Source organism: Streptomyces sp. NPDC050439 (assembly GCF_040655335.1).
In the GTDB taxonomy this organism is placed as follows: Bacteria; Actinomycetota; Actinomycetes; order Streptomycetales; family Streptomycetaceae; genus Streptomyces.
This window is the reverse complement of the sequence record NZ_JBFAJT010000009.1, coordinates 150,418-165,905: the sequence shown is the minus strand read 5'-3', so window position 1 is coordinate 165,905 and position 15,488 is coordinate 150,418. Positions and strand designations below refer to the sequence as shown.

Below are 15,488 nucleotides of genomic sequence, written 5' to 3'. Positions count from 1 at the left end.
TGGCGATGGTGACCTTCGCGCAGGCGCAGGAGCGCGCCGAGGAATGGATCAACGGCGATGTGCCCGGCTACCAGCATCGTGCGGTGCGGGTACGGGAGTTCGAGCTGGGTTTCGTCGTGTGGGCGGAGGACCGTGAGAACGGTCCGGTGTCCGACGGCGGCCGTCAGCGGCTCGTCATCGCGCGGGACAGCGGCGACGCCACGCTCTGGCCGTGTCTGCCGGTCGGTGAGGTGATCCGCCGGTACGAGGAGGAGTACGGCACGCCGGAGACGGCGCCGGAGGACGCGGCGCCGGCACCTCCGGAGCGGGTCGACCTGAATCAGACGTCGTTCCTGTTGAGCCCTCCCGAGTGGCTCCAGGAGGCGGCGGACAAGCTGGGCATCCCGGATCGCAGGGGGGAGTCGTCCTCGGGCGCGGGTGCGTCCGCGGGGGCGGGTCCTTCGGATGCGGGTCCCTCGGATGCGGCGCCCGTGGCTCCCGCCGCGTCCGCTTCTCCCGAGGCGCCCGGTGGCGGTACGCCGTGGCCCGCGGCCGGGGGGTCGAGTGGCGCGCCTGTCGGTGCCACCCCGTGGGCCGGTACGGACACCAACGCGGACTCCGGCGACGACCGTTCGGTGCCCGCGCCCGCGACGGTGTTCGCGCCGCCGCTGGTCGGCGGTGACGACGACACTGCGCCGCCCGGTGTGGCGCCGGAGGCCAAGACCGCGCTGATGCACGGCGGGAGCGGCCTTCCGTCGACGACGGTGGCGCCCGCGCTTGACGGCCCGAACTTGCCGCCGCCTCCGGGGGCGGGCTCTCCCGGCACGCAGCCGCCGGCTGCTCCGGGGCCGAACCTGCCCCCGCCGCCCGCCGGTGCCGCGGTGAACATGCCGCCGCCTCCGGGCGTGAGCGCTCCTGACCCGTCCGCGTACGGCTACCCGCAGGGTTCCGTGCCGCCCGGCGCGGGGGACATCGCCGACGCCGCGACCAGCAAGGCGCAGGCCCCGCCGCGTGGTGCGCGTGGCAGCGGCGGTGCGAGCACGCCGCCGCCTCCCGGTGCCCCGGGGACTCCGGGCATGCCGCCGGGCGGTACGCCGCCGCCGTCGGGGCCCGGTGCTCCGGGCGCCCCTGCGGGCGGTTACGTCCCGACGCAGTTCGTGTCGGCGCTCGGCCCCGACGGACCTCAGCCGCCCGCGGCTCCGGCTCCGGACGCGCCGAAGCCGCCGGGTGCTCCGGGTACGCCCCCTGGTGGTGTGCACCATGCGGCGACGATGCTGGCGGACCCGAGTCTGGGCGGTCCCGGTGGGATCAAGCCGCCGGGTGCTCCGGGTGCTCCGGGTGCTCCGCAGCCTCCTGGCCCGCCCGGTGCTCCGGGTACGCCTCCCGGTGGTGTGCACCATGCGGCGACGATGCTGGCGGACCCGAGTCTGGGTGGCCCTGGTGGGATCAAGCCGCCGGGTGCTCCCGGCGCTCCTGGTGCCCCGCAGCCTCCCGGTCCGCCCGGTCCGCCCGGCGCTCCGGGCGCTCCTGGTGCGCCCCAGCCGCCTGCGGCTCCGGGAGCTCCCGGTGCTCCTGGCGCTCCCGGTGGCGGTGTTCACCACGCCGCGACGATGCTGGCCGGTCCCGCGGTCGGCGGTCCCGGTGCGCCCATGCCGCCGCAGGCTCCCGGCGCTCCGGGTGCTCCCGGCATGCCGCCGCCCGCGCCGGGTCAGCCCGTACCCGGTCAGCCCTACGGCTACCCGCAGCCGCCCACCGGTCAGCCGACCGTCGGCCCCGGCTATCAGGCCGTACTCCGCTACCGCGCGCAGGACGGCTCCGAGCAGCAGCTCATCCGCCGCTCGGCGCCCGGCACGCCGCACCCGGAGTGGCAGATCCTGCACGAGCTGCGCGGCATGAACGTGCCGCCGCAGCAGGTGCTCGAACTCCACACCGAGCTGGAGTCCTGCGAGCTGCCCGGCGCGTACTGCGCCCGCATGATCCGGGAGACCTGGCCGCAGGCGCGGATCACGAGCATCGCCCCGTACGGCAGGGACCACGGTTCCCGGCAGGGCGGCATGCAGCAGCTCATCGCGCACCAGGCCGAGTTGCACCAGGTCGCGGACGGTCCGGCGCGCCCCGCGCCGGTACGCGCGCCGCTGCCGCAGGTGCAGCCCGCGCCGCCGATCCCGCCGGAGGGCGTGGCGCAGGAGCTGATGGCCGCGTTCGGGCCCGGCATCTTCCGCTTCGACCAGCGTGCGGTGTCGCGGCAGGGCGTGCCCGACCTCGTGGCGCACACGCTCGTGGTGGCGGGTCTGCCGGTCGACTTCGGTCCGTTCTTCTGGGCGCAGGCCCAGCCGGGCCGTCCGGTGCCGACGCTCGCCGAGACGGCGCAGGAGCGCGGGGTGCAGCCGGCGTCGGACGCCGGGTCGTACCTCGTGATGGGCAGTGACTTCGGCCGCGCGATCTGTGTCCAGTACGGCACGGCGAACATCGTTGCCGTGCCGGTGGAGTCCGGGCCCGGTGGTGCTCCGGTGCCGCCGCAGTTCGTGAACACGGGGCTGCCGGAGTTCGCGCGCTGCCTGGCGCTGCTCGGCCGCATGTGGCGGCTGCGGTACGGGCTTAACCAGGAGCAGGCGGGCCGCTGGACCGTGGACTTCCAGGGGCAGCTGGCCGCGCTCGACCCGGCGGCGTTGGCTTCGCCGGAGAGCTGGTGGTCGGTGCTGCTCGAGCAGATGTGGGACGGCTTGCTGTAGCCCGCCGCCCCCCGGCAGGTGTCCGAGGCGCTCGACCCATTCTCCGGGTCGGGCGCCTCCTGCGTGCTCGGGCTGCGGCCTCGCGCGTAGCCCTGGCCGCCGCTTCGCGGCGATTTTGATGGGGTCGCCGGAGTCGTGCCTGTCGCGCCGCGAAGAAACAGCACCCCCCGATTCCGACTTCTGGCAAGAAATAACGCATCCTTGAGCAGATGAGATGCGCGGAGTGTCGCGTTATGAGCGCTTCCGCTTGATCCATCAAGATGTGCGCCAATCGCGTAGTACGCGCGTGGTGTGTCGGAGGAGGGATTCAAGGATGAGCAGCGGTTCAGCGGCGTCGGAGCACGGCTTCGTCACCGTGCGCGGACGGGGCTACCGCCCCGAGCAGGTGGACGCGTACGCCCTCGATCTGTCCCGGGACCGCGACGACGCGTGGGAACGCGCCGCCCGGCTCACCGTCCTCGCCAAGGAGATGGAGGCGGAGGCGGAGCGGCTGCGGGACGTGGTCTCGCGGCTCGCCCCTCAGACGTACGAGACGCTGAGCGAGCGCGCGCGCCACATCCTCGCCCTGGGCGAGGCGGAGGCGGCGGCCGTACGGGAGGCGGCCGAGGCCGAGGCACGGCGCGCGACGGAGGCCGCCGACACGGAGGCCGGGGAGCTGCGCGACGCCGCCCGTGCGTACGCCGACGAAGTCCTCGGCGAGGCCGAGGAGCGGGCCCGGCAGCGGCTGCTCGCCTGTCGCGCTGCGGCGGACGAGTCGCGGATCGCGGCCCGCCGTGACGTGAAGGAGTGGCGGGGCGAGGCCCTGGCCGCGCTGCGGGAGATGCGGCAGCGCAGCGCCGCGCTCCTGGAGGAGCAGGAGAAGGAGCACGCCGAGCGATGGGATGCCGCCGAGCGGGAGATCGCCTTGCGCGAGGCCGAGGCGGAGGCTCACGAGGCGTCGCTCGTGGCCGCCGCCGAGGCCGGCCTGTCCGAGGCCAAGCGGGCCTTCGCGGAGGCGGAGGAGGCCGCGCGGCACGGGCAGGAGGACGCGGAGGCGCGGGGCGCGGAACTGGTCGCCGCCGCGGTCTCCCGCGAGGAGGGCATCACCCGGGAGACGGAGCGGATGCTGCGGGAGCACGGTGAGGAGTGGGACGAGGTGCGGGCGCACATGGAGCATGTGCGGAGCAGTCTCGCTGCGCTGACCGGGCGGGTTTCCTAGGCCGCCGCTGCGCGGCGGAGCTTTTCCCGCCCACCCACCCGAGCACCCCGGATCCGGCCCTCGCTCTTCTACCTCCTCGTCACCCCCGCCAGGATCCAGCCCTCCACCGCCTCGTACCGCCTGCGTTGCTTGTCCGACTCGCCGGGGCCCGATGTCACCGTGCCCAGCCAGCCCAGGAGGAAGCCGAGGGGGATGGAGGCGATGCCCGTGGTGGTGAAGGGGAACCAGTTGAAGTCGTGGTCCGGGAAGGCTGAGGTGGGGGAGCCCGAGACCAGGTTGGTGCCCGTCATGAGGATGATCGAGCCGAGGGTGCCGCCGATCAGGGTCCACAGGAGGCCGCGGCGGGTGTAGCGGCGCCAGAAGAGGCTGTAGACCAGGGCCGGGGCGAGCGCTGACGCGCCCAGGCAGAAGGAGAGGGTGACCAGCGGTTGCAGGTTGTGGTGCTGGACCATGACCGCGAGGACGATCGCGAGGCCCCCTATGGCCAGTGCCGAGACGCGGGCCAGTGTCATCTCGCGGCGCGCGGTGAGCTCCTTGCGCAGGCGCAGGTGTGCGAAGACGTCGTGGGCCAGGGAGTTGGCGCAGGCGAGGATCATTCCGGCGACCGAGGCGAGCAGCGTGAGGAAGATCGCCGTGGTGACCGAGGTGAAGATGAGGGTCTCGAACGTCGAGGCGTTGACGCCGAAGACCGCCTTGGAGCCCAGGAGGTAGGCGGTGTTGCCCTGGGGGTCCGCCTGCGCGATCGCCGCGCGGCCGATCATCGCCGTCGCGCCGAAGCCGACGATCGTGATGATGAGGACGAAGAGCGCCACCAGGGACACCGCCCAGGACATCGAGCGGCGTATCTCGGGCGCGCTGCGGGCCGTGTACATGCGCATCGTGACGTGGGGGAGGCAGGCGCCGCCGAGTACCACCGTCAGTTCCGAGCTGATCATGTCCAGGCCAGGGTGCGGGCCGCCCGCGAACTGCAGGCCGGACTGGAGGAAGGCGGGGCCGACCCCGCTGCCCTTCTCGGCGGCGGCGAGCAGCGCGCCGAGGTCCCAGTCGAAGCGGCGCAGGACCAGGGCGGCGATGACCACGCCGGAGCCGAGCAGCATCACGATCTTCAGGATCTGGATGAGGGCGGTGCCCTTCATGCCGCCGATCGCCGCGTAACTGATCATGAGCGCGCCGAGTGCGACGACGCATGCGGTCTTCACGCCCTCGCCGGAGAATCCGAGGATGAAGGAGAGCAGGTCGCCCGCGCCCGCCAACTGCACCAGCATGAGCGGGATCAGCGCGGCGAGTGTCGCCGCGCAGGCCGTGATGCGTACGGCCCGTCCGGGCATCCGGCGTGCCAGTACGTCGCCCATGGTGAACTGGCCCGCGTTGCGCAGGGGTTCGGCCAGCAGGAACATCAGGAGCATCAGGGAGAGCGCGGTGCTCAGGGCGAGGACGACACCGTCGTACCCGAGGAGCGCGATGATGCCGCCGGTGCCGAGCACGGTCGCCGCCGAGATGTAGTCGCCCGCGATGGCCAGGCCGTTGCGCATGGGCGAGAGGGCGCCGTAGCCGGTGTAGAACTCGCCGAGGTTGTCGCGGTCGGGGCCCGTCATCACGCACAGGAGCAGCGTGAGGGTGACGACGGCGGTGAACGCCACCAGGGACATGGCCTGGGCCGAGTCGGCGGCCAGCGTGACGCCGCCTCTGATGCCGGGGCTCACCGGCAGGGCGGAGGGGCTCATCGGTTGGCCTCCAACTCCGCCAGCTTGCGCAGCCGTTCGGCCATCGGGTCGACCCTGCGGCGGGCCGTGTACTCGTAGAGCCCTATGGCGAGCAGCGTGACGGGCACCTGGCACAGGCCGAGCAGCAGTCCGGTGGAGAGGCCGCCGGAGACCGTGTCCGTCATCAGGGACGGGGCGAAGGCGGAGAGGATCAGGAAGAGGGTGAAGTAGCCGAGCGCGGTGAGCGTGGCGACGCGGCGCTGCCAGCGGTAGGCGCTGCGCAGGTGGCGCAGGTCGCTGTGGCGGCCGAGTGCGGGGTGGCGGGGGAGCCGTGGGGGCGGTGGGGGAGGTGGCGGCACGACGGGCTGGTAGGGGTAGGTGGGGTACGAGGGAGCGTGCAGGCCCGGTGGGTGCTGCGGGGGACGGGGGTTCTGCGCCTGCTGAGGGTGCTGAGGGTGTTGCGGGTACTGGGGGTACTGAGGGCGCTGAGGGTTCGGCTGGCTCTGCGGGTACGGGGAGTGTTGTGGGTGGTGGTGCGGGTTTTGGGGCTGGTGAGGGTAGGGCATCCCGGTTCTCCTTGCGCGGCGTCGGTCCGGTGCGGGACCGCAGGGAGCGAGAGGTGAGAATCGAGCACGTTACTTGTAAGTAGTAGAGCCGCGAAGGGTTTTGACCATACTGGTTGGTCGGTCTAGTCCGCCGGTCTGTTCACGGGGCTTTCGCGCGGGGCAAGTTTGGTCTTCTCTCCGCCTTCCGGGGCGCTGACCTGCCCGTTCTCCGGGGTGTCCGCCCCGATTACCGGAAACCGCCGAGGGGCGAGGAACACCAGTACGAGCAGTGCGAGCACCGCCGCGCACCCCGCCCCCACGTACACCGTGTCGACCGCCGAGTCGACGGCGCGCCGCAGCCGTTCGGGGTCGGCGACCGAAGCTGGGTCCTCCAGTGCGTGGGCCACCGAGTCCAGGGAGCCCGCGCCGCCGAGCCGCGAGGTGAGGACCCCGTTGGCGACCGCGCCGAAGAGCGCGGCGCCCAGGGTCTGGCCTATCTGGCGGCAGAAGAGGATCGAGGCGGTGGCCGTGCCGCGCTCGGACCAGCCGACGGTGGACTGCACCCCGACGATCAGCGGCAGTTGGAAGAGGCCGAGCGCCGCGCCGAGCAGCAGCATGATCAGCGCCGGCTGCCAGGCCTGCCCCGGATAGGGCAGGAAGGGGAACGCGAAGAGGAAGAGCGCGGCGCCCCCGATGCCGATGAGCGCCGTGTCGCGGAAGCCGAGCCTGCGGTAGACGTGCTGGCTCAGGGCGGCGGAGACCGGCCAGCTCAGCGTCATCACGGAGAGCACGAACCCGGCGGCGACCGGCGCCAGGCCGAGCACGGACTGGGCGTACGTCGGCAGGAAGACCGTCGGCGCGACCATCAGGAGGCCGAGCGCGCCCAGGGCGAGGTTGACCGCGGCGATGGTGCGCCGGCGCCAGACCCAGCCGGGGATGATCGGCTCCGCCGCGCGCCGCTCGACGACCACGACGGCCGCCGCGAGCAGCAGCCCGCCCGCGAACAGCGCGAGCGACGGCGCGGAGAGCCAGCCCCAGGCGACGCCGCCCTGCACGAGCGCGGTGAGCAGGACGCCGCCGCAGGCGAAGACGGCGAGCGCGCCCGCCCAGTCGGTGCGCCCCCGGGTCGCCTTCTCGCGCTGCGGCTCGTGGAGGTGACGCACGATCAGCCAGAGCGCCACCGCGCCGATGGGCAGGTTGATGAGGAAGATCCAGCGCCAGTCGGCGTACGCGGCGATGAGCCCGCCGAGCGCCGGGCCCGCGATGGACGAGGCGGCCCACACGGTGGACAACTTCGCCTGGATCTTGGGGCGTTCCTTGAGGGGATAGAGGTCGGCGGCGAGCGTCTGCACCGTCCCCTGGAGCGCGCCGCCGCCCAGGCCCTGGACGATGCGGAAGGCGATGAGCGCCCCCATGTTCCAGGCCACGGCGCACAGGGCCGAGCCGATCAGGAAGAGGATGCTGCCCGCGATGAGGACGGGCTTGCGGCCGAAGGTGTCGGAGAGCTTGCCGTAGATGGGCAGGGTGACGGTGACGGCGAGCAGATAGCCGGAGAAGAGCCAGGAGAAGACGGAGAAGCCGCCGAGGTCGCCGACGATCTGGGGGATGGCCGTCGAGACGATCGTGGAGTCGAGGGCGGCGAGCGCCATGGCGAGCATGAGGGCGGCCACGACGGGGCCGCGCCGCCGGGTGTCCTGCGTGGCCGAGGGTATGTCGCCTGTGCCGCCCACCGAGATTCCTTCCCCCTGCATCTAATTGCTTGCGGCCACCTTCTCACCCGGGTGGGCCGCGGGGCAGGGGTGCGGAGCATCCCGGCAGGTGGGCCGGTGTCCGATCGGCAGGAGGGTGGAGCAACCCCGAGAACTGCTCCCCCGGGAGGTGGAGATCCCCTAGGGGAACCTCCGTACTACGGACCGGGGAGCGTTCGTACTGCCGGAGGACGAGAAGGCCCCGGGCGCTTCTTAGATTGGCTTTATGCCGACGGGGGCGGACCGGGGGCGGACCGGGGGAGGCCCCGGGTCGGACCAGCCACACCTCCGGGGGTGGGGTTTTCCCCAGCAAAAGACTGCGCTGGGCACCAGCGCGCCCGGCCCGTCGGACGACCAGACTCTTTATGCGCGGCGAACACGTCCGAGCACACCCGATCCACCGCGTAACCGACTTAGGAGACTTACCGTGGCAACGGCTGTAACCATTCCCAGGCACGGGGGCACTGGAGGGCGTACGGCCGTGGCGGCACGGGCTCGCCAGGTCGTGAAGGCGTACGGGACCGGGGAGACCCGGGTCGTGGCGCTCGACGAGATCGACGTGGACATCGCCCGCGGGCAGTTCACCGCGATCATGGGTCCCTCCGGCTCCGGCAAGTCGACCCTGATGCACTGCCTCGCGGGCCTGGACACCGTGTCCTCCGGGCAGATCTACCTCGACGAGACCGAGATCACCGGCCTGAAGGACAAGAAGCTCACGCAGCTGCGCCGGGACCGGATCGGCTTCATCTTCCAGGCGTTCAACCTCCTGCCGACGCTCAACGCCATCGAGAACATCACGCTCCCGATGGACATCGCGGGCCGCAAGCCCGACCGCGGCTGGCTGGACCAGGTCGTGGAGACCGTCGGTCTCGCCGGCCGCCTCAAGCACCGCCCGACCGAGCTCTCCGGCGGCCAGCAGCAGCGCGTCGCCGTGGCCCGCGCCCTTGCCGCGCGCCCCGAGATCATCTTCGGTGACGAGCCGACCGGAAACCTCGACTCCCGTGCGGGCGCAGAGGTGTTGGGCTTCCTGCGCAAGTCGGTGACCGAGCTGGGCCAGACCATCGTGATGGTCACGCACGACCCGGTGGCCGCCTCGTACGCGGACCGCGTGCTCTACCTTGCGGACGGCCGCATCGTCGACGAGATGTACTCGCCGACCGCCGAGTCCGTCCTCGACCGCATGAAGGACTTCGACGCCCGGGGGCGCACGTCATGACCGTCCTCAAGACCTCGATGCGCAACTTCTTCGCGCACAAGGGCCGCATGGCGCTCTCCGCGGTGGCCGTGGTCCTGTCGGTGGCGTTCGTCTGCGGCACGCTCGTCTTCTCCGACACGATGAACACGACGTTCGACAAGCTCTTCGCCGCGACGTCCGCGGACGTCACCGTCACGAACAAGAACGCCGAGGACTCGGGCGAGACGCCCGACAGCGGGAGGCCCGAGTCGATTCCCGCCTCGGTCGTCGGGCAGGCGAAGAAGGCCGAGGGCGCGAAGTCCGCGGAGGGCGCGGTCAGCAGCACCGCCGTCACCGTCGTCAACTCCGAGAAGAAGAACGTGGGTCCGACCGGCGGTGGTCCCACCATCGCGGGCAACTGGACGCACAACGACCTGCGTTCGATGGACATCACCTCGGGGCACGCCCCGCGCGGCCCCACCGACGTGATGGTCGACGCCGACACCGCCGACAAGCACCACCTCAAGATCGGTGACGAGCTGCGCACGATCGCCGTCTCCGGCGACCACACCGCCAAGATCTCCGGCATAGCCACCTTCAAGGTGACCAACCCCGGCGCCGCCATCGTCTACTTCGACACCGCGACGGCACAGCGCGAACTCCTCGGCGGCACAGGGCGGTTCACGCACGTCAACGTCACCGCCGAAGCAGGCGTCAGCGACACCGTCCTCAAGCGGAACGTCGGCGAGACCATGGGCGCGGAGGCTTCCGCGTACAAGGTCAAGACGCAGCAGGAGACCTCGGACGACGGCCGTGAGAGCGTCAGCGGATTCCTCGACGTGATGAAGTACGCGATGCTCGGCTTCGCCGGGATCGCCTTCCTCGTCGGCATCTTCCTCATCATCAACACCTTCTCGATGCTGGTCGCCCAGCGGACCCGCGAGATCGGCCTGATGCGCGCCATCGGCTCCAGCCGCAAGCAGGTCAACCGCTCCGTGCTCGTCGAGGCGCTCCTTCTCGGCGTCATCGGCTCGGTCCTCGGGGTCGGCGCGGGCGTCGGGCTCGCCGTCGGCCTGATGCAGCTCATGTCCGGCATAGGCATGGAGCTGTCCACCCAGGACCTCACCGTCAAGTGGACGACCCCCGTGGTCGGCATGGTCCTCGGCGTCGTCGTCACCGTCCTCGCCGCCTACCTCCCCGCCCGGCGCGCCGCCAAGGTCTCCCCGATGGCAGCCCTGCGCGACGCCGGGACACCGGCCGACGGCAAGGCGAGCGTCCTGCGCGCGATCATCGGCCTGGTCCTCACCGGCGCCGGCGCCTTCGGCCTCTACACCGCCTCGCAGGCGGACAAGGCGAGCGAGGGCTCGCTCTTCCTCGGCGGCGGCGTGGTCCTCACCCTCATCGGCTTCGTCGTCATCGGCCCGGTCCTCGCCAACGGCGTGGTCCGCGTCATCAGCGCCGTACTGCTGCGGATGTTCGGACCCGTCGGGCGGATGGCCGAGCGCAACGCCCTGCGCAACCCGCGCCGCACCGGCGCCACCGGGGCGGCCCTGATGATCGGCCTCGCCCTGGTCGCCTGCCTCTCGGTGGTCGGCTCCTCGATGGTCGCCTCCGCGACGGACGAGCTCGACAAGTCGGTCGGCGCGGACTTCATCATCCAGTCGAACAACGGCCAGGCGATCACGCCGAAGGCCGCGAAGTCCCTGGAGAAGGCCGACCACATCGCCCACATCACCGAGTACAAGGACATCAAGGCCGACCTGACCGCCTCGAACGGCAAGACCGCGAAGAAGGTGGGCCTGAGCGCCGCCGACGCGACATACGCCGAGGACCTGCGCAGCGAGACCGTCGCCGGCAAGCTCGCCGACGCCTACAAGCCGGACTCCATGTCGGTCGGCGAGGACTTCGCCAAGGACCACGGCATCAAGCTCGGCGACAAGGTGGAGCTCGCCTTCGACCACGGCAGGACGGCTGACATCACCGTCCGGGCCATCACGTCGAGCGAGACGTCGATCGATTCGGGCGCGATGTACGTGAACATCGAGACCGCCGCGAAGTACGTGCCCGCCGACCGGATGCCGCCGAACGAGATCATGTTCGCGAAGGCGGCGGAGGGCAAGCAGGACGCCGCGTACACGTCGCTGAAGGCGGCCATGTCCGACTACCCGCAGTACAAGGTCATGGACCAGACCGACTTCAAGCAGACGCTGAAGGACCAGGTCGGCCAGATGCTGAACATGGTCTACGGCCTGCTCGGCCTCGCGATCATCGTCGCGATCCTGGGTGTGGTGAACACCCTGGCCCTCTCGGTGGTCGAGCGGACCCGTGAGATCGGCCTGATGCGGGCCATCGGCCTCTCGCGCCGCCAGCTGCGCCGCATGATCCGCCTGGAGTCGGTGGTCATCGCCCTCTTCGGCGCGCTGCTCGGCCTCGGTCTCGGCATGGGCTGGGGCGCGACGGCCCAGAAGCTGCTCGCCCTGGAGGGCCTGAAGGTCCTGGAGATCCCCTGGCCGACGATCATCACGGTCTTCATCGGCTCGGCCTTCGTGGGCCTGTTCGCGGCCCTGGTCCCCGCCTTCAGGGCGGGCCGGATGAACGTACTGAACGCCATCGCCACGGAATAGCTCCCGCTACGGGGGTGCGGGGGGTCGGCCCCCGGCAGGCGATGCCTGCCGGGGGCCGACTCGTGTGGATCTACGCCCGGACGGGCCGCAATCGCGCGCCGGATCTTTCCGGGTGGGCCCCGACGGCCAGCGGCTGTCAGTCCGGAGTCGTACGCTGGAGATCCCCCGGCCCGTGCGACGTGCCGGGCGGTTCGCGTTGCCCCCGCGTGCCCTGGAACCTGGACGGAAAGCGAAAGCCCACATGAGCCTGCACGGTCTGCTCGACGCTGTCGTCAAGGACTCCGCACTCGCCGAAGCGGTCAAGGCCGCCACCGACGGCAACCGCATGCACGTGGACCTGGTCGGCCCGCCGGCAGCGCGCCCCTTCGCCATCGCGGCCCTGGCCCGTGAGACCGGGCGCACCGTCCTCGCCGTGACAGCGACCGGGCGAGAGGCCGAGGACCTGGCGGCAGCCCTGCGCACGATCGTCCCGCCGGACGGCGTCGCCGAGTACCCCTCCTGGGAGACGCTTCCGCACGAGCGCCTCTCGCCCCGCTCCGACACCGTCGGCCGCCGCCTCGCCGTCCTGCGCCGCCTCGCGCACCCGCGCCCCGACGACCCCGAGACGGGCCCGGTCTCCGTCATCGTCGCCCCCGTGCGTTCGGTCCTCCAGCCGCAGGTCAAGGGCCTGGGCGACCTGGAGCCCGTGGCCCTGCGCACCGGCGAGAGCGTGGACCTGAACGCGACCGTGGAGGCCCTCGCGGCAGCCGCGTACTCCCGGGTGGAGCTGGTCGAGAAGCGCGGCGAGTTCGCCGTGCGCGGCGGCATCCTCGACGTCTTCCCGCCGACCGAGGAGCACCCGCTCCGTGTCGAGTTCTGGGGCGACGACGTCGAGGAGATCCGCTACTTCAAGGTCGCCGACCAGCGCTCCCTGGAAGTCGCCGAGCACGGCCTGTGGGCCCCGCCCTGCCGCGAGCTGCTCCTCACCGACGACGTACGGGAGCGGGCCGCCGCCCTCGCCGAGCAGCACCCCGAGCTGGGCGAGCTGCTCGGCAAGATCGCCGAAGGCATCGCCGTCGAGGGCATGGAGTCCCTCGCGCCGGTCCTCGTCGACGACATGGAGCTGCTGCTCGACGTCATGCCGCAGGACAGCATGGCCGTGGTCTGCGACCCCGAGCGCGTGCGCACCCGCGCCGCCGACCTGGTGGCGACCTCGCAGGAGTTCCTCCAGGCCAGCTGGGCCGCGACCGCCGGGGGCGGAGAGGCGCCCATCGACGTGGGCGCGGCCTCCCTGTGGGGCATCGCCGACGTCCGCGACCACGCGAGCGACCTCGGCATGATGTGGTGGTCCGTCTCGCCCTTCGCCGCCGACGAAGAGCTGGGGGATGACACCCTCAAGCTCGGCATGCACGCCACGGAGACCTACCGCGGCGACACGGCGAAGGCGCTCGCCGACACCAAGGGCTGGCTCGCCGACGGCTGGCGCACCGTGTACGTGACCGAGGGCCACGGACCGGCCGCCCGTACCGTCGAGGTGCTCGGCGGTGAGGGCATCGCGGCCCGTCTGGACGGCGAGCTGGGCGAGCTCACGCCCTCGCTGGTGCACGTCTCCTGCGGCTCCATCGACTACGGCTTCATCGACCCGGCGCTCAAGCTCGCCGTCCTCACCGAGACCGACCTCTCCGGCCAGAAGGCGGCCGGCAAGGACGGCCAGCGGATGCCCGCGCGGCGCCGCAAGACGATCGACCCGCTGACCCTGGAGGCCGGCGACTACATCGTCCACGAGCAGCACGGCGTCGGCCGCTACATCGAGATGGTGCAGCGCACCGTCCAGGGCGCCACCCGCGAGTACCTGGTCGTGGAGTACGCCCCCGCCAAGCGCGGCCAGCCCGGCGACCGGCTCTACATCCCCACCGACCAGCTGGAGCAGATCACCAAGTACGTCGGCGGCGAGGCCCCCACGCTGCACCGGCTGGGCGGCGCCGACTGGACGAAGACGAAGGCGCGAGCGAAGAAGGCGGTCAAGGAGATCGCCGCCGACCTCATCAAGCTCTACAGCGCCCGCATGGCGGCCCCCGGCCACTCCTTCGCGCCCGACACCCCCTGGCAGCGCGAGCTGGAGGACGCCTTCCCGTACGTGGAGACGCCCGACCAGCTCACCACCATCGCCGAGGTCAAGGAGGACATGGAGAAGACGGTCCCGATGGACCGCCTGATCTGTGGCGACGTCGGCTACGGAAAGACGGAGATCGCGGTCCGCGCCGCCTTCAAGGCCGTGCAGGACGGCAAGCAGGTGGCGGTCCTGGTCCCGACGACGCTGCTCGTCCAGCAGCACTTCGGCACGTTCTCCGAGCGCTACTCGCAGTTCCCGGTGAAGGTGCGGGCGCTGAGCCGCTTCCAGACGGAGACCGAGTCCAAGGCCACCCTGGAGGGCCTGCGCGACGGCTCGGTCGACATCGTCATCGGCACGCACCGCCTGTTCTCCTCCGAGACGAAGTTCAAGGACCTCGGCCTTGTCATCGTCGACGAGGAGCAGCGCTTCGGCGTCGAGCACAAGGAGCAGCTGAAGAAGCTGCGCGCGAACGTGGACGTGCTGACCATGTCGGCCACCCCCATTCCCCGTACGCTCGAAATGGCCGTCACCGGCATCCGCGAGATGTCGACGATCACCACGCCCCCCGAGGAGCGCCACCCGGTCCTGACCTTCGTCGGTCCCTACGAGGAGAAGCAGATCGGCGCGGCCGTCCGCCGCGAGCTGCTCCGCGAGGGCCAGGTCTTCTACATCCACAACCGCGTCGAGTCCATCGACCGCGCGGCTGCCCGCCTGCGGGACATCGTCCCCGAGGCCCGCATCGCCACCGCGCACGGCCAGATGTCCGAACAGGCCCTGGAACAAGTGGTGGTGGACTTCTGGGAGAAGAAGTTCGACGTGCTCGTCTCGACGACGATCGTCGAGTCGGGCATCGACATCTCCAACGCCAACACGCTGATCGTCGAGCGAGGCGACAACTTCGGCCTCTCCCAGCTCCACCAGTTGCGCGGCCGTGTCGGCCGTGGCCGCGAGCGCGGCTACGCCTACTTCCTCTACCCGCCGGAGAAGCCCCTGACCGAGACCGCCCACGAGCGCCTCGCCACGATCGCCCAGCACACGGAGATGGGCGCGGGCATGTACGTGGCGATGAAGGACCTGGAGATCCGCGGCGCGGGCAATCTCCTGGGCGGCGAGCAGTCCGGGCACATCGCGGGCGTCGGCTTCGACCTCTACGTACGCATGGTCGGCGAGGCGGTGGCCGACTACCGCGCCTCGCTGGAGGGCGGCGTGGAGGAGGAGCCGCCGCTGGAGGTCAAGGTCGAGCTGCCGGTCGACGCGCACGTCCCGCACGACTACGCCCCCGGCGAGCGGCTGCGCCTGGCGGCCTACCGCTCGATCGCCTCGGCGAGCAGCGAAGAGGACGTCAAGGCGGTACGGGAGGAACTCACCGACCGTTACGGCAAGTTGCCGGAGCCGGTGGAGAACCTCCTCCTGGTGGCGGGCCTGCGCATGCTGGCCCGTGCGTGCGGGGTCGGCGAGATCGTGCTGCAGGGCAACAACATCCGGTTCGCCCCGGCGGACCTGCGGGAGTCGCAGGAACTGAGGCTCAAGCGCCTCTACCCCGGCACGGTCATCAAGGCGAACGTCCACCAGCTCCTGGTCCCGCGCCCGAAGACGGCCAAGGTCGGCGGAAAGCCCCTGGTCGGACGCGAACTGCTCGGCTGGGTGGGGGAGTTCTTGACCTCGATCCTGGGCTCGTAGGGGCTTGTAGGCC

Annotated in this window: 8 protein-coding genes; 5 read left to right on the top strand and 3 right to left on the bottom strand. The window is 71.5% G+C overall.

Going from position 1 to position 15,488, the window contains the following annotated elements:
- Positions 1 to 5: 5 nt before the first annotated feature.
- Both AB0I66_RS33240 and AB0I66_RS33235 read left to right on the top strand, forming a co-directional pair.
- Positions 6 to 2,711, top strand: coding sequence for an SUKH-4 family immunity protein (locus AB0I66_RS33240; protein WP_363211702.1), 2,706 nt, complete (start codon positions 6 to 8; stop codon positions 2,709 to 2,711).
- A gap of 313 nt (positions 2,712 to 3,024) precedes the next feature.
- Positions 3,025 to 3,909, top strand: coding sequence for a cellulose-binding protein (locus AB0I66_RS33235; protein WP_363211701.1), 885 nt, complete (start codon positions 3,025 to 3,027; stop codon positions 3,907 to 3,909).
- A 68-nt stretch (positions 3,910 to 3,977) separates the two neighbouring features.
- On the opposite strand, the gene AB0I66_RS33230 is transcribed toward AB0I66_RS33235, so the two are convergent.
- The 3 genes from AB0I66_RS33230 to AB0I66_RS33220 all read right to left on the bottom strand — a co-directional run bounded on the left by AB0I66_RS33230 (position 3,978) and on the right by AB0I66_RS33220 (position 7,908).
- A complete protein-coding gene (locus AB0I66_RS33230) occupies positions 3,978 to 5,558 on the bottom strand; it encodes a cation acetate symporter (protein ID WP_363211973.1) in 1,581 nt (526 codons plus the stop codon).
- Positions 5,559 to 5,629: 71 nt separating this feature from the next.
- A complete protein-coding gene (locus AB0I66_RS33225) occupies positions 5,630 to 6,013 on the bottom strand; it encodes a DUF485 domain-containing protein (RefSeq protein WP_363211972.1) in 384 nt (127 codons plus the stop codon).
- Between the two features lie 287 nt (positions 6,014 to 6,300).
- Positions 6,301 to 7,908 carry an MFS transporter gene (locus AB0I66_RS33220; RefSeq protein WP_363211700.1) on the bottom strand — a complete coding sequence of 536 codons (1,608 nt, stop codon included), beginning with the start codon at positions 7,906 to 7,908 and terminating at the stop codon, positions 6,301 to 6,303.
- A 424-nt stretch (positions 7,909 to 8,332) separates the two neighbouring features.
- Here AB0I66_RS33220 and AB0I66_RS33215 point away from each other — a divergent pair, with 424 nt between their 5' ends.
- The 3 genes from AB0I66_RS33215 (at position 8,333) to mfd (ending at position 15,475) form a co-directional block, all read left to right on the top strand.
- Positions 8,333 to 9,121 (top strand): ABC transporter ATP-binding protein, encoded by a 789-nt coding sequence (locus tag AB0I66_RS33215; protein ID WP_363211699.1) that lies wholly within the window; start codon positions 8,333 to 8,335, stop codon positions 9,119 to 9,121.
- The gene (locus tag AB0I66_RS33210) at positions 9,118 to 11,703 is read left to right on the top strand and encodes an FtsX-like permease family protein (protein WP_363211698.1); all 2,586 of its coding nucleotides are present in this window, start codon (positions 9,118 to 9,120) and stop codon (positions 11,701 to 11,703) included. The genes AB0I66_RS33215 and AB0I66_RS33210 overlap by 4 nt, the downstream gene beginning before the upstream one ends.
- Positions 11,704 to 11,944: 241 nt before the next feature.
- Positions 11,945 to 15,475 carry a transcription-repair coupling factor gene (gene mfd, locus AB0I66_RS33205; protein ID WP_363211697.1) on the top strand — a complete coding sequence of 1,177 codons (3,531 nt, stop codon included), beginning with the start codon at positions 11,945 to 11,947 and terminating at the stop codon, positions 15,473 to 15,475.
- Positions 15,476 to 15,488: the final 13 nt, after the last annotated feature.

Coding starts and splice junctions, on each gene's coding strand:
- AB0I66_RS33240 (WP_363211702.1), top strand. CDS start 6: ATGGTGACCTTCGCGCAGGCGCAGGAGCGCGCCGAGGAATGGATCAAC.
- AB0I66_RS33235 (WP_363211701.1), top strand. CDS start 3,025: ATGAGCAGCGGTTCAGCGGCGTCGGAGCACGGCTTCGTCACCGTGCGC.
- AB0I66_RS33230 (WP_363211973.1), bottom strand. CDS start 5,558: ATGTCCCTGGTGGCGTTCACCGCCGTCGTCACCCTCACGCTGCTCCTG.
- AB0I66_RS33220 (WP_363211700.1), bottom strand. CDS start 7,908: ATGCAGGGGGAAGGAATCTCGGTGGGCGGCACAGGCGACATACCCTCG.
- AB0I66_RS33210 (WP_363211698.1), top strand. CDS start 9,118: ATGACCGTCCTCAAGACCTCGATGCGCAACTTCTTCGCGCACAAGGGC.
- mfd (WP_363211697.1), top strand. CDS start 11,945: ATGAGCCTGCACGGTCTGCTCGACGCTGTCGTCAAGGACTCCGCACTC.